Consider the following 20,652-nt stretch of genomic DNA (forward strand, 5'->3'; position numbering starts at 1 on the left):
AGCGTGGGGATGATAGAAAGCTTTAGGGAAGATGTTTTGCATGGACTGAAAGATTACCCTAAGCGGTTACAGTCAAAATATTTCTATGACGAAAACGGCACGGCGCTGTTCCAGCGTATCATGGATATGTCAACTTATTATCTGACCGCTTGTGAGTTGGAGATTTTTCGCGATAAAACAGTGGAGCTGGCGGAAGTATTACGTGTTGAGCAAGAACCGTTCGATTTAATTGAACTCGGAGCTGGGGACGCAATGAAATCCAGTTTTTTATTAAAACATCTTGTCGGGAAAAAGGTAGATTTCAACTATATGCCTATTGACATCTGTGGGCAGGTACTTTCAGCGCTTCGCGATCGTCTTAAACAAGATCTTCCCGGTTTGACGGTTATCCCGCTGTATGGCGAATATCTGGAAATGCTTCGCAAAGCCACCGAACAATCGGATCGGCGTAAGATCGTCTTATTTTTGGGGAGTAATATCGGTAATATGGAACTGGAGGATGCGCATGGCCTCTGCCGATCAGTGAACCGGCAGCTAAAAGTAGGCGATACCATGCTGATCGGCTTTGATTTACAAAAAAATCCGCATACCGTTCTCCAGGCTTACAACGACAAAGAGGGGATTACCGAAGCGTTTAACCTCAATCTACTCGAGCGGATCAATCGCGAATTGGATGCCGACTTCAACATAACCGCTTTCCAACATTATCAAACATACGATCCGATGGACGGTGGTTGTCGTAGCTATTTGGTGAGCCTGATCGATCAAACGATCCGTATCGGAGAAGAGTTTATTTCGTTCAGGGTCAACGAACCCGTTGCGGTAGAAATTTCCCGAAAATATACAGCACTTGAAATTGATAGGATGGCTATCGAAAGTGGCTTCGCGCCAATAACGCAAATCGCCGACAGTAAAAATTGGTTTGTAGATGCTGTCTGGCTGGTCAATTAAAAGAGAGTACACATGGCACAGACTACCATTACATCGACGTCTAAAACTTTATTAGCGGAATATACTACGGTAAGACGTTATACCAAATTCTTATGCGAACCGCTCGAAGTCGAAGATTATGTTGTGCAGCCCGCTGCCCATGTAAGCCCACCCAAATGGCATTTAGGGCATACCACCTGGTTTTTCGAAACATTTATTCTTAAGCCGTATGCACGTGGCTATCAAATCTTTAATGAGCAGTACAATTATGTGTTCAACAGTTATTACGAAACGGTTGGTGCTAGAGTCGTGCGGACGGATAGGGGGAACCTGAGTCGCCCGTCGGTAGCGGATGTCTATCGCTATCGTGCGTATGTAGATGAGCAGATGGAGGCATTTCTGTGTCAGGGAATACTCGCGGAAGACGTTGCAGCGCTCGTGGTACTTGGGTTGCACCATGAACAGCAGCATCAGGAACTTTTGCTTACCGACATTAAATATATTTTAGGACATAATCCTCTTTTTCCAAGGTATGCAGCGGGTGTGGAGCATTGGGAAGCTCCCGCAGAAGAGCACGTTATGCTCCATATACCAGAAGGACAATATGAGATTGGTTTTCAGGGCAGTGGATTTTGTTACGATAACGAACTCGGGCGACATACCACTTACCTCCACGAATTTGCAATCTCCAGCCGGTTGGTCACGAACGGAGAATATCTGGATTTCATTGAAGACGGTGGTTATCGGGATTTTCGATACTGGCATGCCGAAGGTTGGGATTGGGTAACGGCGCAGCAAGCTCAAGCGCCCTTATATTGGCATCTAGTGGATGGTGAGCGTATGTATTATACGCTGCAGGGATTACAGCAAATTAAGCCGGATGCGGCCGTCTGCCATGTAAACTTCTATGAAGCTTCTGCGTATGCTGCCTGGAAAGGGATGCGGCTTCCAACTGAACAGGAATGGGAGGTTGCTTCTAATCAATTTAAATGGGGCGAGCGTTGGGAATGGACAGGTAGTGCCTATCTTCCCTATCCCGGCTTCAAAAAAGCAGCAGGTGCTGTGGGGGAATACAATGGAAAGTTTATGGTGAACCAAATGGTATTGCGCGGCGCATCAATGGGCACCTCCGTCGGCCATAGCCGATCTACCTATCGAAATTTCTTCCATGGCGAACATCAATGGCAGTTTACCGGAATCCGTTTGTGTGAATCCCGCTCTTTTTAGTAATAAAAAATATTTTTAATTTCATGATTATCAGATAGTAATTTGATTTTTTCAGTTTAATTCCTGTTTTTTTCTTGCATTATTTTAAGCTTTTTTCTTCTTTTGCATGTTTAAATTGTCGAAGAACCTATGTCATTTTGCCGATTAAATACACAATATATAAGACGATCTTAAAAAGATATTTATGAAAAATTAAAGAAATCAGAAGAATTAATATAAAATTAATCCAAATGTATTTCTATTTTATAAAAAATGATTACATTTGTGGTCTACAATCTACAATCTATGCACTGAGGAGTGGCTTTGCCACTCAAAGCAAGCAGTTTTTAGTTATTAATCGATAAATTGTGAAGAAAACTGGTTGCGCTTAGGATGAAAAACAAAAGGTATTAACTTAAACAAATTAGAAGAACAGAAAATTAATCGGTAATTATCAAGTCGCAAGATAACGTTTGCATGCTTGGGTAATCCACAGTCTTAAAGATAGTGTTGAAAAAGCACTACAAGGATTTTTTTGGCCTAAATTTATCGTTTTAAGATAAATATGTCTTTACTGTTTTGTTGGTTAATCTTTTTAGTTTAATATAATCCTTTTAGATATTAATATGAAAAACTTAATTGGAAAAAGGTATGCATAGGTATGTTCAAAATCGTGTATTAGTGTATTTGAAAATGCTCCTTATTTTGACCGACACGGTGTGTTTAAACATCATTTTTGTGGGTGCATTTTTTGGTGTTACAACATTAGACCTTGTGAATTCACAAGAAATTATCTCCAGTAATTATTATTCCCTATGGATGATGTTCAACTTGGTTGCGTTAGTATCCTCCTTGTATTTTCGTTTATACGAGAATAATACGATCGAGCGCCTGGAGCACGTTTTTCGGCAAACATTCCGTGCCGCGCTCACGCTGCTTGTTGTCTTTTCCGGGTGTGTATTAATCGGCCATCGTTTTATAGGTGTATGGTACTTTTTGGCGGCGATAATCGTGTTTCTATCTGTTTATCTGGGGCTGTCCCGCTTCGCCCTAACGTATGTATATACGGTACTTTCGAAGCGTTTCCGTTGGAGCAAAAACGTAGCATTAATCGGTCATAACGATTATTTGGCCGCAGTGGAAGGAAGCTTCGGACAAAATCATGCCTTTTACCACGTTAATACCATCAAATACTACGACGAAGTAGAGTTACGAAGCAAGGAGGAGAAAGTCGCCCAATTTCGTCGTTATTTTGAGGAAGTTTCCAAGCTGGGCATACACGATGTGTTTTTGGTAAGTACGCCGGATATCAGTACATATAGCAAAGAGTTGATTATGGCGGCAGATCACGAGTGTGTACAGCTTAATTTTGTACCTGCTGTTACAGCAACGATCTCCTATGGAAGTACAAAGAGCGATGCGGTAAACTTAAAACTGCCGGTGGTACGTTCGCATGAGGAATCGCTTTCGACGATGGAAAACCGCGTAAAAAAGCGGATGGTAGATTTGTTCATATCGGGTTTGGTCCTTGTTTTTATTTTGAGCTGGATGATTCCTATCATCGGTTTAATTATTAAGATACAGAGCCCTGGTCCCATTTTCTTTAAGCAACCTCGGTCCGGCCGGAATAACCAAACATTCGGTTGTTATAAATTTCGCAGCATGGTGGTGAATAAGGATTCAGATAAAGCGCAAGCGACCAAGGAAGATAAACGTATCACAGCTATAGGTAAGTTTCTGCGTAAAACCAATCTGGACGAGTTTCCGCAGTTTATCAATGTATTCCTCGGGCAGATGAGTGTTATCGGTCCGCGTCCTCATATGTTATCCCATACCGAGCACTATAGTAAACTGATCCAGCATTATATGGTGCGTCATTTTGTAAAACCGGGTATTACCGGATGGGCGCAGGTCAACGGTTATCGCGGAGAGACAAAAGATCCGGGGTTAATGGCCAAGCGGGTGGAGTACGATTTGGAATACATGAACAATTGGTCTGCCATGTTGGACTTGAAGATTATTTTTATGACTGCTCTAAATATGATACGGGGCGAAAAGAATGCCTATTAATGCATGTGTTTACTATAGAATACTATAAAATTATGAAAATGAGATTTACGAAAGTTTTCTTGATGCTGATCAGTCTCTTAACACTTGGCACCCTCTCCGGAGTACGTGCTGGTGAGCAGCGTGATAGCATCCCCGAGTCCGCTTATTCAAACGGCTACCCTTATCCTTTTGCGCTCGGTGTCCACATGGGAACCACGGGAGTAGGTGTACATCTTTATCAACCGCTCGGTCCTAAGTTTGGCCTGCGTGTAGGAGCCAGTTATATGCCTTTCAATACGCATATTACAGGGACGTACAATAACTATGCAACGCGCAGTGACGTAACTGCCAAATCTGGTAATGTGTCTCTTGCTTTCGGTTGGACCCCTTTTTCACAACAGAGCGGTTTTTTCAGGAGTTTTAACATCCAATTAGGAGGGGCATACTTCTATAAGCTGGACGGAGAACTGAGTACACGTTTGCGCGACCCTTATAAGTTTGGCGAAATCGACGTACATCCGGATCATGTGGGGGTGATTAAAACTGAAGTGGAGTGGAAAAAGACAGTCAATCCCTATGCCGGTATCGGCTGGAGCAATATCGTCATTGATAGCCGCTTCTCTATGCACATTGACTTAGGGTGCTACTATCTTTCCAAGCCAAGTGTATCTATGGAGGCTACAGGATTGTTGGAGGAGAATGTCAATAACGCAGCTACAATTGAACGGAACATAAAGAATTACCGGTATTTGCCCCGATTGGAGTTTGGTTTTAGTTATCGGTTTTGGTAGGGGAAATAAGTAAAATATCATGATGATGAAAATGAAAAAAATAGCGATATATACCTTGATGGTCGCACTTTTCGGAGGAATTTCCTCTTGTGAAAGCCCATTAAAAGATTTTAACCTGCAGATTAGCACGGAGATTATCGAACATTACGTTACCTTACGGGTTGTGGATGCCAATGGAGACAATGTCAACGGCGTATCGGTGTCACTTGTATCGGGCGATACCCAGGATATTTACAACATGGAAGGGTATAAGGATTTCAAACTGACCGATAACCTGATTACCTTAGGGGTCGATCCAAAACGTACACCAACCGCAAATAATCCGATTCGGTTTCGCGTGCAGTTTGCAGCAACTGGTTACAATACACAAACCATACCGGTAGCCATTACAGATGCATCGGCGGGTATCCAGACGGTGGTACTCACCAAACCGCTCGAAGTGCCTGATGGTGCCGAGGAAGTAGTAGAGAATGTCGATTTGGAAGCAGATGGATCTACATCCACTGCCGTGACAGTAGAGGTTCCTTCGGCTGTGGGCCAAGGCGATATGGCCCTGACGATTCCAAGTGGAACCCAATTTAGAGATGCAAGCGGAGCGGTCATTACCGGTACGAATGTGCAAATTGTAGTTACCAGTATCGATGCTAATAACGAAGATGCCGTGGTACTTTTGCCAGGTGGTGATCTGCGCAGTGATGAAGTCGTGCTGGAGGGTGGTAGTACTGCAGCAGGAACATTCAGTCCGGCTGCCGTAGCCGATATCAAGATGTTGGTTAACGGTATTCAAGTAAGACAGTTCAGCCAGCCTTTGGTAGTGAGCATGCCGGTTCCAGCAAACTATGTGAGCCCGATTACCGGACAGCCTATCGCGGCGGGAACAGTATTCCAGGTATTCAGTAACAGCGGTGATGGCGTTTGGCGCTTTGAGCAAACAAGTACCGTTACAGGGTCGGCGAGCAGCGGCTTCCGCGTGAGCTTCCCGGTAACCCATTTAACGTTCTATATGGCTGGCGAATTTGCAGAAGCCTGTTCATCAGCACGTGTCATTAATTTCTCGGGTGATTGGATGAGCAGTGGCGCTACTTATCCTATTCGCGTAGATGCCGTATGGGGCGGTAAAGTTATTGCTACCGGAGAATATTCGATTAACGCCAGCAACAATACCGTCAGCGTCATGAACGTACCGGCATCTGGCGTAACGATTATGGTGTATAACAATGCAGGTAATATCTTGGAAGAAGGACCGTTGGCAGGATGTGGCCAGGTGACGTCTATGCAACTACCGAACCCAGGAGATGCCACAGGTACGATCTCCACATTGCAACTGTATGTACGTTGTCCAGGACAGACGAATGTCATCACCTTATTACCTACGTTCCAGCTATTCTACCGCGCATCGGGAACAACAGAATTCAAGTACTTGGGCGAAGTAAACAACGGTTACCTGCGCACTAGTTTATTGAAGACAGATGGTACCGAGTACGATTTCAAGGCGATCTGGGGCGAACGCGTGAAGGTCGTCAATAATCATACGGTGAGCGAGGATAATGCCGCTACGGTTGGTACAGCGCCGGGCGATATAATCGGTGAGCACGCCGGCTTGACAAACTTGGCGATCTTGACCCAAGAATGTAATAACTTATAAAAATACTATTAAGATGTTGAAGAGCTCAAGTGTAAGCTTGTGATTGTAGGGAAATACTCCGGCCGGGCGAGCTGGCCGGGTATTTCTATTTTTCACGAGCAAAGCAAAAGCATTGCCTACATCCAATAAATAACGTCATGTGGACTATTTTTAACCGAAAACGCCAATATCCGGATCTGCAATGGATGCATGTTGATATGCATTCGCACATCTTGCCCGGTATTGACGATGGTTGCGAAAACACGGAGCAGAGCGTCGCCTTGCTTCAGCGGTTGGAGCAGCTAGGGTTAACAAAATTTCACTTTACACCGCATATCATACACGATATGTATCCCAATACGGCCGAAACCATCGGCGGCGCTTTCCATAGACTACATCAGGAAGGTGTTGAACAGCTCGCGACAGGTTATGCGGCCGAATATATGGTCGATACTGCATTTGATCAGCAGTTTACACAAGATCCACGCAATTTGCTCTGTTTACCTGGTGGATACGTATTAATCGAGATGTCTTATATAGAGGAGAGCAAACTGATAGAAAAAGTTGCGTTCGACCTGCAGATGGAAGGATACATTCCCATTTTAGCTCATCCGGAGCGATATATATACTATCATCGCGATCCCAAGAAAATCGAACGGTTTCAGGATATCGGATGCCTGTTACAGCTCAATCTGCTATCCCTTATGGGATATTATGGTCGTCAAGAACGGCGGGTCGCGAAATATCTACTGGAAAATGGGATGATTAATCTTGTCGGTACGGACGTACATCACGAGCGGCACGTACGTGCTATAGAAGTGGGGCTACAGCAAGAAGACCTCCGCGCTCATTTTAAATATTGCGAGATATTGAATGAAGAGCTTTTCAGAGACGTCCTCACATGAAATGAATAAAAAACGACAAAACTACAACACAACTACAATTTACAAGTTTAAACTATGAAAAGATTAATAACACATCCAGCAGTCCCCCGGTGCGGACTCCTTCTAATTCCACTGTTGCTGCTCGGTAGTTGCTCCGTCAAAAAAATAGTCTATTTTAATGATCTGCAGGCCGACTCGTTGCGGATTATCAAGCAAGCAGCTGCCTTCACCGAACCCGTCATCCAGACGGATGATATCCTAAGTGTTACGATCCAAACGCTTGATCCGACGACGAGTTCAGTCGTTAATCAATCGGAGATAGTACAGGCAGTCGGTGCCAGCTCGGCTAGTAATGTTGGTAATCAGGTAATTTCTGGCTTTCTGGTAGATAAAAACGGTTATGTGAATATGACTTTGCTGGGTAAGGTGCAAGTAGCGGGTCTTACTACCTATCAAGCGCGGGAGCGTATTACTGCGTTAGCAACCCAATATTACAAAGAACCTACTGTACAGGTGCGCTTTGCAAATTTCAAAGTGACTGTGTTGGGTGAGGTGACCCGCCCGGCTACCTACACGGTACCCAATGAAAAAGTTACCGTGCTTGATGCGCTGGGGCTAGCGGGCGATTTGACCATCTTTGGTAAGCGGGAGAACGTATTGTTAGTTCGTGATCAAGGGAAAGAAAAAGAATTGGTACGACTGAATCTAAACGATAGCGATGTATTTCAATCGCCTTATTTCTATCTGCGACAGAATGATGTCATTTATGTAGAGCCCGGGAAAGGCAAGGCCGCCGCGAATAATGCGGCAAGGACGCAGACGTATGCTATTATCGGTTCTATTTTGTCTGTATTAATTATTGCTGTTTCGCGTCTATAAACAAGATATATCCATTTTAGGACTCGAGAAATTAAAAGTCAATAAATAGATCAAAAATTACGCGTTACGATTTATGAATAAAAAGATGAGTAAAAAGAATATAGATTGGGAGGACGAGTTTGATTTCGAGGAGAAAAAAAAGGACAACAGAGACCTTTTACGCTTTATCGGTCGGATGCTTGCAAATTGGTATTGGTTTTTTCTTTGTGCATCTATAGGTTTAGTTGGAGCATTCCTTTATCTACGTTATACGATACCCGTTTATAAGGTTCATGCTAAACTGTTGGTGTCTGACGAAAAAAAAGGGGGCGGTATGTTATCTTCCTCCGCTTTGGGTGACCTGTCCAGCTTAATGGGAGCCAAGAACTCGGTAGAGAATGAGGTAGAGGTTTTAAAAACGGCTGATCTGATGCGGGAGATGGTATTAGCAGAGGAAGCCTATATCGGTTATTTTAACAAAGGGAGAGTTCACAATGTACCGATTTTAACCGCGCCTTTTCGTGTAATACTCTTGACTAGTCCAGATTCTATTGGGAGTTCTTATACTCTAGAAATTCAGCCTATTGATACAAAAAAATTAAAATTGTCAAATCCCGATACTCTATTTTATGCTAGTTTAAGCGAGCCTTTTGTATTACCTGGTGTCGGTTTGCTGAAAATAGAACCGCTTGGAAAGTTATCAAAAGAAAGCTGTGGTTTTTGGATAGCACCTTTATTATCAGTAGCGGCGTCCTTTAGTTCACGACTCTCCGTGGAGGTTCCGAATAAAAATGTTTCGACTATCGATCTGATGTTAGAGTATACACTTCCGAAGCGAGGGGAGCAGTTATTGAAAACATTAATCGATAAATACGTGGAATTAAACCTGCGTGATAAAAATGTAATTGCAGACTCAACGCTTGCTTTCATTAACGCTCGTTTACGTAAGATTACCGATGAGTTAGCCGGTGTAGAGGATCGGATTTCGGGGTATAAAAAACGAAATCAATTAGCAGATATTTCCGAACAAGGCAGAGTGCTGATTGAGAGTTCGGCCGGGTATACGCAGAAATTGGCGGAGGTCGAAACACAACTTGCCGCTGTGGATGCCGTGGCAATCTACCTGAAAGATACACAGCATCCGCGTGTGGTTCCGTCTTCGGTTATACCACAGGATATCGGCTTTAATGCACTGATACAGCGGTATAACGAATTGGTCCTGCAACGGGAACGCTTGCTATTGGCCAACACTCAAGATAACCCACTTGTACAGAATATTACCGCGCAGATTGCCGGTGTACGGGAGGATATGATCGCGAATGTGGCCTCTACCAGAAGGCAATTGGAGTTAGCCAGGCAGAGCCAACAGCAATTGGCTAATAGTGTAACTTCACAGATTACCCAAGTACCCACGATCGAGCGTGGTTATATCGACTTAGCCCGTCTGCAGCAGATTAAACAAGCACAATACATCTTCTTACAGGAAAAATGGGAGGAAACAGCTATTGGGCGTACAGCTAACGTTTCGAATTCCAAAGTCATTGATTCGCCTAAGGCAGAACAAAATCCTTTTTCCCCTAAGCGTAAAATGATCTATGCATTGGGTTTAATAGTAGGCCTAGCTTTTCCATTAGGATTCATTTATATTAAGGATTTGTTAAATGTACGTATCCAATCGATAGAGGATATTGAACACCGAAATAGCTTACCTATATTGGGTATGATTGCACACTCAGAAGAGCAAGACCAAGTTGTAGTCAGTAAGACTTCCCGTTCACCCATTGCGGAGCAATTTCGAGCAATGCGGACCAATCTAGAGTTCGCCTTAAATGATGGCAAACGTATTTTGTTTACTTCCTCCATGTCTGGGGAGGGAAAATCATACGTCGCATTAAACTTAGCCGTCTCGCTCGCTTTACTGGATAAAAAGGTGATCTTAATGGAGTTAGACCTACGGAAACCTTCTGTAACGGCTAAACTCGGGCTTCCGGCAGGTAAAGGTTTCTCCCATTATATAGTGCGTTCGGAGATGCAGGCAGAAGAAATTATCATGTCCTCAGGTGTGCATGAAAATGTTGACTTGATCCAGGCGGGTGCGATTCCACCGAATCCCGCGGAGTTACTGATCCATTCCCGTGCAACGGAACTGATGGAATCTTTAGGGAAACGTTATGATTATATCTTAATGGATGCGCCTCCAGTGGGTATGGTGACGGATGCGCAGCTTTTGTCACGCTATGCCGATTGTTGTCTATATCTCGTACGGCAAGGCTATACTTATAAAGAACAAATACGTATTCCAAACGACTTGGTAATGACAAATAAAATAAAACCAATTCAGTTGATCGTAAACGATATTCAATTGAAAGGAGGATACTATAGTGGTTATGGCTATGGTTACGGCTATGGCTATGGCTACGGGGAATACGGACAAGAAGGTAAAAGAAGGAAATGGTGGCAATTTTGGAAACGATGAAAATAGGATGTGGAGACGTAATGCTCTAGGTTTACGTAAAAACAATAGCATGGATAAACAGAGGAAAATCTTTATTGCCGGCCATCGGGGTATGGTCGGTGAGGCAATTAAGCGGACGCTTCAGCAAAAAGGATATAGCAATTTGCTGCTGAAGAAATCTTCGGAGTTGGATCTGCGAGATCAGCGAACAGTATATACTTTTTTCGAAAAGGAAGAGCCTCAAGTCGTTATTGATGCCGCTGCACGTGTAGGCGGCATTTTAGCTAATAACGATTATCCATATCCGTTTTTAATGGAAAACATGCAGATCCAAAACAACTTGATAGAAGCATCTTTGAGACAGGATGTTGACAAGTTTATTTTTCTCGGTTCTTCTTGTATCTATCCTAAGCTCGCACCACAACCTCTAAAAGAGGAATACCTGTTGACTGATAGTCTAGAACCTACAAACGAATGGTATGCGTTGGCGAAGATAACCGGGGTAAAAGCTTGCCAAGCGATTCGCAAACAGTTCGGCAATGATTATGTGAGTTTAATGCCCACCAATTTGTATGGTGCAAATGATAACTTTGATCTCCAAACCTCCCACGTTTTACCGGCGATGATCCGAAAATTTCATGAAGCTAAAGAAAATGGTCACGTACCGGTTACCCTTTGGGGATCGGGAACACCCATGCGCGAATTTCTCTACGTGGACGACCTTGCCGAAGCGGTTGTGTTTACTCTGGAAAATACCTTGCCAGAATACTTGTATAATGTTGGCACAGGAGAAGACTTAACGATAAAGCAACTTGCCGAAACAATACAAGCAGTAGTCGGCCACCAGGGCGAGATTGTTTGGGATCGCAGTAAACCAGACGGTACGCCACGTAAATTGATGGATATATCCAAGATGCATGCGCTAGGTTGGAAGCATCAGATAAAACTCAAAGACGGAATAGAGCATACATATAAATGGTTTCTAGAAAACCAGGGAAATTATAAAGAAGTGAAATTGTAATTCTATTACAAATTACGAAAAAGAACACCCTAAAGACTCATTAACAACTAAAAATATTAAACACAATGAAAACAGCATTAATCACGGGCATTACAGGACAAGACGGGTCTTATCTGGCTGAGTTGCTTTTAGAAAAGGGGTACATGGTACACGGCATTAAGCGTCGCGCATCTTCTTTCAATACGAAACGTATTGATCACTTGTATATTGATCAACATGAACAACATATTAATTTCAAATTGCATTATGGTGATTTGACGGATTCCACCAACTTGATCCGCATTATTCAAGAAACACAGCCCGATGAGATTTACAATCTAGGTGCGATGTCACACGTAAAAGTCTCTTTTGATTCTCCGGAATACGTCGCGAATGTTGATGGTATAGGAACATTACGGATTTTGGAAGCGGTACGGATTTTGGGTTTGGAAAAAAAGACCCGTATCTACCAGGCATCTACTTCGGAACTGTATGGCGGACTGGAAGAAAATAAGAACGAAAAAGGCTTTTATGACGAAAACTCTCCATTTTACCCGCGCTCACCCTACGGCGTAGCCAAAATCTACGGATTTTGGATTACCAAGAACTACCGCGAAGCTTATAAAATGTATGCTTGTAATGGTATTTTGTTTAACCACGAGTCACCACGTCGTGGTGAAACGTTTGTCACACGTAAAATTACAATGGCAACCGCTGCAATAGCGTTAGGTAAACAAGAATGTCTATACTTAGGGAATCTAAATGCTTTGCGTGACTGGGGGCATGCTAAAGACTATGTAGAAGCCATGTGGTGTATTCTACAACAAGAAGAGCCGGAAGACTATGTTATTGCAACAGGAGTAACTACATCGGTAAGAGACTTTGTCCGTCTCGCTTTTGCCGAGCTAGGGATTCAGTTAACCTTTGAAGGAGAATCAGAAAATGAAGTGGCTAAAGTGATATCTTGTGATCATCCAGATTTTCAATTAGAAGTAGGTCAGACGGTGGTGAAAATCGATCCGCGATACTATCGTCCGACAGAGGTGGATTTATTAATCGGAGATCCGACTAAATCGAAGATAAAATTAGGCTGGGAACCAAAATACGATTTAAAATCCTTAGTGAAAGAAATGGTGATGTTTGACATTGAGATAATGAAAGATAATTATAATCCACAATGGGAACACTTAGCACAATAATTCATTTAACTAGGATTTTTTAATATGAATTTTTATCGCTTTTGCAATAAAGTTTTTAATAGATTATTCCATCTCAAATTCAGTTTTTATTCATCTCTTATTTCACCAATAATAACTTTTCTAGCACGCTGTCGTGGGATTGATATGGGCAAATGTAAGTTTTATGGTAGCACAATAATTATAAGGAAAGATGGATCAACAATAACAATTGGAGATGGGTGTAGATTCCGAAGTTTGTCAGATAGTAATCTGATTGGAATTAATCATAAATGTATTATTTCCACTCAAACATCTGACGCCAAATTGACGATTGGAAAGAACTGTGGTTTTAGCGGGACAACGATTGGATGTTTTTCAAGTATTTCAATCGGAGATAACGTTCGCTGTGGGGCGAATACATTAATAAACGATGCTGATTGGCATTTGGACGATTCAAGAACAACTAAACCGAAACCTATTGTAATTGAAGAGAATGTTTGGTTGGGATATGGTGTTGTAGTTATGAAAGGGGTTACAATTGGAGCAAATTCAATCATTGGTGTAAACAGTGTGGTGACTGCCGATATTCCGGAAAATAGTATTGCCGTCGGGATTCCCTGTAAGGTTATAAAAAAATTGAAATGAAAATACTGTGGATAGTAAATATTGTAATGCCAGATATGGCAAAATTTTTAAAATTACGCGAATCTAATCTAGGTGGATGGTTAAGTGGATTAGCAAATGAATTGAAGAAAAATAATGATATAGAACTTTACATTTGTACGGTCTCTAACGTTATTAAAACGGTAATCTCTGCTCAGCTTGATGGTGTAACTTACTATGTAATTCCTAATAGTTCGAGTCATTTGTCTAAAAATAGTCATTTAGAACCATTTTGGGAAAATATAAATTTAGAAATACAACCAGATATTGTGCACATCCACGGTACAGAATATGCTTATGGTTTGGCGTGGATACGTGCCTGTGGTAGTCATAATGTGTGCGTCTCTATACAGGGACTGACATCTGTTTATGCCAGATATGCTAAAGGGGCGTTAGATAATTTTCAAATTTTAAAAAATTTAACATTTTCAGATTTAAAGAATCGTAGATCAATTTTCCAACTCTCTACAGATTATAAAAAGCGAGGTGAAACTGAAATTCAATATTTTGAATCCATAAATCATGTATTGGGAAGGACATCTTGGGATAGAGTACATGTCTGGTCAATAAATCCAAAACTTTGTTACCACATATCTAATGAAATATTACGCCCTGTATTTTATTCGCACAAGAAATGGAATTTTGATTCTTGCGAAAGGTACTCTATTTTTCTAAGCCAAGCTAAAAATCCGATAAAAGGGTTGCATTTTATGTTGCAGGCCATGAAATTAATTATCAGAGACTTCCCCGAAGCGAAGCTTTATGTAGCTAATGCTCAAGGGGTTTTTGCAAAGAGTTTTAATTCGCGTTTAAAGCAGTCAGGTTACTATAGATTAATCGAAAATTTAATAGGCGAGTTGAATCTGAAAAATAATATTGTTTTGTTACCGTCTTTAAATGCATCAGAAATGGCGGAAAGGTTTACTAGATCACATGTTTTTGTAAATGCTTCGGCCATTGAAAATAGCCCCAACTCATTAGGTGAAGCACAATTGCTAGGTGTCCCATGTATATCTTCGTTTGTCGGCGGCAGTCCTGAGTTTATGAATTATGGGAAAGCAGGGGCGGTATATCGTTTCGAAGAATACGAAATGTTGGCTTATGCTGTTTGTAAACTGTTCAAAAATAGCTTTTTCCAAGAAGAAATTGACGAAGGGTTGTCTTTAGCGAATGAAAGACACGACCCTGCAACTATAGTATCTGCTCTCAAAAATACCTATGAGAAAATCTTATTATTAGATATTAATGAATAACTCAGAAAACAACAAAAGGATAGCTAAAAATAGTCTTTTATTATATATAAGGATGGTTATTATAATGGCGGTATCCTTATATACATCGAGGATTATATTAAATACATTAGGAGTTATTGATTATGGTATTTATAATGTAGTGGGAGGAATAGTTATGATGGCTACGATGTTCACCGCCAGTTTAGGCACGGCGTCGCAGAGATTTTTGATGTTCGAGATCGGAAAAGGTGATATATATAGGGTGAAAAAAGTGTTTTCGACCTCTATACAAATTCACATCATAATTGCTGTAACTGTTTTGATTATTTGTGAAACAGTGGGACTTTGGTTTTTGAACAATAAACTTAATATTCCTTCAGAAAGATTGATTGCAGCAAACTTTGTATATCAATTTTCCATCTCAACATTTGTTGTCAACATTGTTAATGTACCATTTAACTCTTTAATAATTTCCTATGAAAGAATGTCTGCGTTTGCATATATAAGTATTCTAGAAGCTGCATTAAAACTGATTGTGGCATTTCTATTAAGCATAACTTCATACGATAGGCTAACTTCATATGGATTTCTATTATTATGTGTCGCTATTATTCTTCAATTCTGTTATAGCTTTTACTGCAGAAGAAATTTCGAAGTAGGTCGATCGATTAAGCTAAATAAGTTCTCTAAATCTACTTTTACTAGTATGATGGAATTTGCGAGTTATAATTTTATTGAAGTAGGGGCTAATATGTTAAACAAACAAGGAAGTAGTTTTCTTTTGAATATTTTTTTCGGCCCCGCTTTAAATACCGCTAGAGGTTTATCAATTCAAGTGAATAGTATTGTTGATAATTTCGCTAATAACTTTACAACAGCAATCAATCCCCAGATAACAAAATCATATGCAAATGATAATATTGGTTATATGATGGAGTTGATAAAGAAAGGTTCAAAATATTCTTTTTATTTATTTTTAGCAATTTCAGCTCCTATTTTATGTTTTACACATGAGATTTTGGAAGTATGGTTAACAATTGTGCCAGATTATGCAGTTATCTTCATTCGGCTTATCTTCATCGACTCTTTAATAGAGTTGCTGACTAGAACTTTTTATATAGGAATTAGTGCTACAGGGAATATAAAAACTTATCAATTAACTTTAGGGATATTCAAATTATTCAATCTGCCGTTATGTTATATTTTATTCAAATATTTTTCAGTTAGCCCTGTCTATATTTTAATAGTTTCTATTTTTTTTACTTCGATTGTTATGTTTCTGAAACTTTATTTATTGAATAGGGTTATCGATTTTTCTCCAGTTGTATATATTAAAGATGTGGTGTTGCCTTGCTTAATTGTTGGCATGGTATCTATATTAGTTCCGCTGTCAATCGTAAGAAATTTAGTCGTCTCTGGTTTTTTTCCAGTGCTCATTGGAAGTTTTTTTATTTTTTTATTTGGCATAGGGATAATTTATTTTATAGGATTGTCAAAAGCAGAGAAAAATTTTATTTCGAATGTGATTAAGGACAAGCTATTAAAATTTTAAGAATTTATTATGTTCTTGGAAATATGGAAAAGTAATGATACTGTTAGAATCTATCTACTTTTGATAGGTTTTGTGATATTAAAAGGGTTATCAGTAATTCTCCCGTTTGTTTTTATTAGAATGGGAGAGCTATTATTGTTATCTTTTTTAATAGTTATTTACTTTAATGCAAGGAAAAGCCTCAGTATTTCCTTGTTTTTAAAAGTTGTAGTAACCATCTTAATTATGTGGGGAGCGCTTATAATTCTCAGAGGAGAATGGAACGGATCTCGTACTGCCTTAATGTTAAATGTTATTGGCCATAACGGCGTAATTCTTTATTTACTCCCTTTACTAGTCTTCCTTCCTTTAAGTGGATTTACTTTACACAAGATCCTCTATTTATTATTTTTATATTCTCTTTTTATATATCCGTTGTGGTTGCTAAACATACAGGACTTAATTCAAAGAGGAAGTTTCAGTTATAGAACTGAGACAATTGGTGTTTTTCTAGCATTTTTATCTGGATTTCTACTTTTTTTTCATCCAATATTTACTAAAGGACAAAATCTAGCTATTAGGATAACCTTATTGATTTATCTCGTGCTTATGCTAATTAACGCTCGACGCAATATTTGTTTCTCAATTATAACGCTACTTTTTCTAGCTTACTTAGTTAATAGTTTTATAGTTAAGAAAGAAGCTATCTATTCTAATATTTTGGCATTTGGAGGAGTGCTGATTTTGATTTTAATCATTCTAATTAATTTAAACAGCCTACTCTCGGGTTTTTTTTCCTATCTAGGTGAACGTGGAACTACGGATACAAGAAGCGGAGTAGAAGAGTTATTTTTTTATGATTTTAATCGATCCGGTATTAATGACTGGCTTTTTGGCCGGGGTCTAAATGGTACTTATTATCAAGAAATGGTCGATAGTGATACGGGAGAAATTACGACGGACCGGGGTGGTATTGAAACGGGCTACCTTGATCTTGTATTGAAAGGAGGAATACTCTATAACATACTTTTATTAGTGATATTGATACCTGCAATAGTGAAGGGGCTGGGATCAAGAAAGATGGTTGGTGTGAGTTGTGGTTTGTTTTTATTAACTTATTTGGTGGATCTTTATACAACTTCCCCTCTTTCCTCGGTATCTATTAGAAGTATCCTATTTTATTTATGTATTTCAGTTTGTTATCGGAAAGTACGGTATATAGGGTATCGAGATCTGAAAAGATTAAAATATAGATACGATAAAAAATTAAAAAATAAAATATACATGAAGATTAGATGAGAAGAGAAAGACTTTTTTAGTAAAGCAATTTGAAAGAGTTTAAATCTTGAAGAAGACAAGTGACGTAATTAGATTCTATTCGTATGTAGGTCAATTGAGAGGCAATTTATTGTTATGTACTTTTAAGTAATTTGAAATGACGAATTTATTAAAAAAAATCTGGTTGGATGTTTTTTATAGACGATTAAATACAGAAAATTGGGCAAGAAAAAAAGGGGCAAAAGTAGGGAAAAACTGTAGATTACTAAATATAACTTTCAGTTCGGAGCCTTATTTAGTTGAAATTGGAGATCATGTCTCGGCTACAAGTGTCCATTTTGAAACTCATGATGGCGGAATTTGGGTATTTAGAGATAAACATCGTTCTTGGGACATTATAAAACCTATAAAAATAGGAAATAATGTTTATTTAGGACTTGATGTTATTGTTTTGCCTGGAGTGACTATTGGCGATAATGTTGTAGTTGGAGCTCGATCAATTGTAACAAAAGATATTCCTGCGAACTCCGTCGTAGCAGGTATCCCAGCTAGAGTTATAAAATCAATCGACGAATATTATGAGAAGGTAAAACAGGATGTTAAAGATACTAAATTAATGCGTTCTAGCGATAAGAAAAAGTTTTATTTGAATTATTTTAAACAATGGCAAAAAGATTGATATATGTAGGTTTTAATGGATTTCCACGCGCCAGCGCTGAAGTCGTTAAACAAAAACTCATATGTAAGACCTTCCAGTTAATGGGATTCGAATGTACTATTATCTGTAATAAAAATTATTTTTTTGGAAATTATAGATACAGAGGAACGATCGAAGGAATAAGCTACTTCTATTCAACATTTTTGTATTCTAAGACAAAAAGCAAGATTTTTAATAAATTAATCCAAATATTTGGAGTTTGCGTTGAAAAGCTTTATCTTATATATAAACCAACTGATGTAGCAATAATTTCTTCTAGAAATTTTTGGGCAATTTCTATTTATGCTTTAATTTTTAAAATTAAAAGAACTAAAACGTTATTAACTCATGTAGAAGATGTTTCTAGTGTAGGTAAGAAGTCTGTAGGTAAAAAGTGGAACGATTATTTATTTAATCACTATGCATTCAGACTAGTTGATGGAGCTTTACCTATTTCGGAATATTTGAAGAATAAAATATCAAATTTTGCTCCCGAAACATTACAGCTCAAATTACCTGTAATGGTCGACTATAATTCCTTCAAGTTAAAAGAAATTCGTGACGAATTTACAGTTGGGATTAGTTTTAATTACTTTCTTTATTGTGGAAGTGTTTCATATAAAGAGGTATTGAATTTTATAGTAGATAGTTTTAAAGCTGTAGGATCATCTTATAAATTAGTACTGATATTAAATGGTCAGCCGGAAAAATTGAAAATTATTAGAAATGAATTAAAGGAATATAAAAATATCATTATATATTCTGAAATATCATTTCAACACTTAATCTATTTATATAATAACGCCAAAGGATTACTGATTCCGCTAAGAGAAACAGTTCAAGACAAGGCTCGTTTCCCACATAAAATTGGAGAATATACAGCATCTGGTAACCCAATTATTACTAATAATTGGGGAGAGGTTAAAAATTTATTTACAAATAAAGTAAATGCATTTGTATGTGAGAGGTATGATGTGGAATTATTTACGGCGGCGATGCGATTTATTATAGATAATCCTAAGGAGTCAAAAAGTATCGGTTTAAATGGAGAAAAAATGGCGAAAGATGTTTTTAATTACCCGAATTATGTTGAGCCGTTATCCAACTTAATTAAGTCAATAACATGAAGATATTATATTTTATTGAGAATCTCAGATCTGGTGGAAAAGAAAGAAGATTACTAGAACTTCTAATTTATATAAAGCAGACTACTTCTTATTCAATAGTATTAGTGTTGATGGATGATTGGGTGGATTATCCGTACTTACAGAAAATGAATATAAGCTACGTTGCACTAGGGCGAACCAGGTTAAAAAAAGATCCTTTAGTGTTTAAAAGATTTTATGATATAGTTCAGAAAACAAAACCTGATATCATTCATACGTGGGGTCCAACAGCTACATTTTATGCGATTCCAACAAAGATATTGACAAGGAGACGACTAGTAGCTAATATTATCTCTAATGCAAAAAAAAGTTATGATCCCTTATCTTTTAAACATTTAGTGTATAAAATGGGATTTTTATTCTCGGACGTAATTCTCTCGAATTCTAAAGCGGGTTTAAAAGCATATGGTGTTGATGATAATCCGAAGAGTAATTTTATATATAATGGTGTTCGGTTGGAGAGGTTTAATGTAAAAATCGATGAAGATGTTTACCGTAGGTCCTTAGGGATTAATGACAAAAAAATAATCTTGATGGTAGCTAGTACTGCTAAAAATAAAGACTACGACTTGCTTATTGATATAGCAATTGAATCTCAGAAAAAAAAATCTGAAATATTTTTTTTAGCTGTAGGTAGAGGACCTGAATTGGGAAGACTGAAGAGCCGGGTTGCTAAAAGTAAATTATCAAACATCATATTTTTGGGCGGGAGGACTGATGTCGAGGAACTAATTTCTATCGCAGATATATGTGTTTTGTTTACTAATAATGCTATACATGGCGAGGGAATATCGAATTCGCTAATTGAATATATGGCAATGTCTAAGCCCGTAATAAGTACAGATAGAGTTGGCGGAACGAGTGAAGTTATTGATGAAGGAGAAACGGGTTTTATCGCTATTAGTAGCGCGTCAAACATTTTAAAAAAAATAGAAGAACTTTTAGCCTCGCCTGATGAGATTAAAAAGCTAGGAGCTAATGGTCGACAAAAAGTCGAGCGACGATTTTCTATTGATATTATGGGACAGCGGTTTGTTGATTTATATTCCGAATTATAAAGAATCGCAAGAATTTATTCTATTCAAACTAATTAGAGATAAACGGAACATA

General features: G+C 39.0%; 17 protein-coding genes. All 17 read left to right on the top strand.

The annotated features are described in order from the left end of the window. The first annotated feature begins 9 nt into the window (after positions 1 to 9). The gene (locus FXV77_RS06515) at positions 10 to 951 is read left to right on the top strand and encodes an L-histidine N(alpha)-methyltransferase (RefSeq protein ID WP_148918415.1); all 942 of its coding nucleotides are present in this window, start codon (positions 10 to 12) and stop codon (positions 949 to 951) included. A 12-nt stretch (positions 952 to 963) separates the two neighbouring features. After that, positions 964 to 2,157 carry an ergothioneine biosynthesis protein EgtB gene (gene egtB, locus FXV77_RS06520; protein ID WP_148918416.1) on the top strand — a complete coding sequence of 398 codons (1,194 nt, stop codon included), beginning with the start codon at positions 964 to 966 and terminating at the stop codon, positions 2,155 to 2,157. Between the two features lie 630 nt (positions 2,158 to 2,787). Further along, the gene (locus tag FXV77_RS06525) at positions 2,788 to 4,206 is read left to right on the top strand and encodes an exopolysaccharide biosynthesis polyprenyl glycosylphosphotransferase (protein WP_148918417.1); all 1,419 of its coding nucleotides are present in this window, start codon (positions 2,788 to 2,790) and stop codon (positions 4,204 to 4,206) included. A gap of 38 nt (positions 4,207 to 4,244) precedes the next feature. Further along, the gene (locus FXV77_RS06530; RefSeq protein WP_148918418.1) at positions 4,245 to 4,976 is read left to right on the top strand and encodes a hypothetical protein; all 732 of its coding nucleotides are present in this window, start codon (positions 4,245 to 4,247) and stop codon (positions 4,974 to 4,976) included. A 19-nt stretch (positions 4,977 to 4,995) separates the two neighbouring features. Further along, positions 4,996 to 6,621 carry a hypothetical protein gene (locus FXV77_RS06535; protein WP_148918419.1) on the top strand — a complete coding sequence of 542 codons (1,626 nt, stop codon included), beginning with the start codon at positions 4,996 to 4,998 and terminating at the stop codon, positions 6,619 to 6,621. A gap of 137 nt (positions 6,622 to 6,758) precedes the next feature. Continuing rightward, positions 6,759 to 7,505, top strand: coding sequence for a tyrosine-protein phosphatase (locus FXV77_RS06540; protein ID WP_148918420.1), 747 nt, complete (start codon positions 6,759 to 6,761; stop codon positions 7,503 to 7,505). 54 nt (positions 7,506 to 7,559) lie between these two features. Beyond that, complete coding sequence (locus FXV77_RS06545; protein ID WP_148918421.1) at positions 7,560 to 8,363, top strand: polysaccharide biosynthesis/export family protein; 804 nt, start codon at positions 7,560 to 7,562, stop codon at positions 8,361 to 8,363. A gap of 85 nt (positions 8,364 to 8,448) precedes the next feature. Continuing rightward, positions 8,449 to 10,818, top strand: coding sequence for a GumC family protein (locus tag FXV77_RS06550; RefSeq protein ID WP_187444034.1), 2,370 nt, complete (start codon positions 8,449 to 8,451; stop codon positions 10,816 to 10,818). A 49-nt stretch (positions 10,819 to 10,867) separates the two neighbouring features. Beyond that, positions 10,868 to 11,818, top strand: a complete 951-nt coding sequence (locus FXV77_RS06555; protein WP_148918704.1) for a GDP-L-fucose synthase family protein — start codon at positions 10,868 to 10,870, stop codon at positions 11,816 to 11,818. Positions 11,819 to 11,883: 65 nt separating this feature from the next. Beyond that, a complete protein-coding gene (gene gmd, locus FXV77_RS06560; RefSeq protein ID WP_148918423.1) occupies positions 11,884 to 12,996 on the top strand; it encodes a GDP-mannose 4,6-dehydratase in 1,113 nt (370 codons plus the stop codon). Positions 12,997 to 13,020: 24 nt separating this feature from the next. After that, the gene (locus FXV77_RS06565) at positions 13,021 to 13,620 is read left to right on the top strand and encodes an acyltransferase (RefSeq protein ID WP_148918424.1); all 600 of its coding nucleotides are present in this window, start codon (positions 13,021 to 13,023) and stop codon (positions 13,618 to 13,620) included. Next, a complete protein-coding gene (locus tag FXV77_RS06570) occupies positions 13,617 to 14,891 on the top strand; it encodes a glycosyltransferase family 4 protein (protein ID WP_148918425.1) in 1,275 nt (424 codons plus the stop codon). Before FXV77_RS06565 ends, FXV77_RS06570 begins: the two co-directional genes overlap by 4 nt. Further along, positions 14,884 to 16,422, top strand: coding sequence for an MATE family efflux transporter (locus FXV77_RS06575; RefSeq protein ID WP_148918426.1), 1,539 nt, complete (start codon positions 14,884 to 14,886; stop codon positions 16,420 to 16,422). The genes FXV77_RS06570 and FXV77_RS06575 overlap by 8 nt, the downstream gene beginning before the upstream one ends. Before the next feature lie 120 nt (positions 16,423 to 16,542). Next, positions 16,543 to 17,700, top strand: coding sequence for a hypothetical protein (locus FXV77_RS06580; protein ID WP_148918427.1), 1,158 nt, complete (start codon positions 16,543 to 16,545; stop codon positions 17,698 to 17,700). Positions 17,701 to 17,836: 136 nt separating this feature from the next. After that, positions 17,837 to 18,358, top strand: coding sequence for an acyltransferase (locus FXV77_RS22620; protein ID WP_148918428.1), 522 nt, complete (start codon positions 17,837 to 17,839; stop codon positions 18,356 to 18,358). Next, complete coding sequence (locus tag FXV77_RS06590) at positions 18,343 to 19,503, top strand: glycosyltransferase (RefSeq protein ID WP_148918429.1); 1,161 nt, start codon at positions 18,343 to 18,345, stop codon at positions 19,501 to 19,503. The genes FXV77_RS22620 and FXV77_RS06590 overlap by 16 nt, the downstream gene beginning before the upstream one ends. Next, positions 19,500 to 20,600, top strand: a complete 1,101-nt coding sequence (locus FXV77_RS06595) for a glycosyltransferase (RefSeq protein ID WP_148918430.1) — start codon at positions 19,500 to 19,502, stop codon at positions 20,598 to 20,600. Before FXV77_RS06590 ends, FXV77_RS06595 begins: the two co-directional genes overlap by 4 nt. The last annotated feature ends 52 nt before the right edge of the window (positions 20,601 to 20,652 follow it).

The sequence above is a fragment of the Sphingobacterium phlebotomi genome, assembly GCF_008180195.1.
GTDB classification, from domain to species: domain Bacteria; phylum Bacteroidota; class Bacteroidia; order Sphingobacteriales; family Sphingobacteriaceae; genus Sphingobacterium; species Sphingobacterium phlebotomi.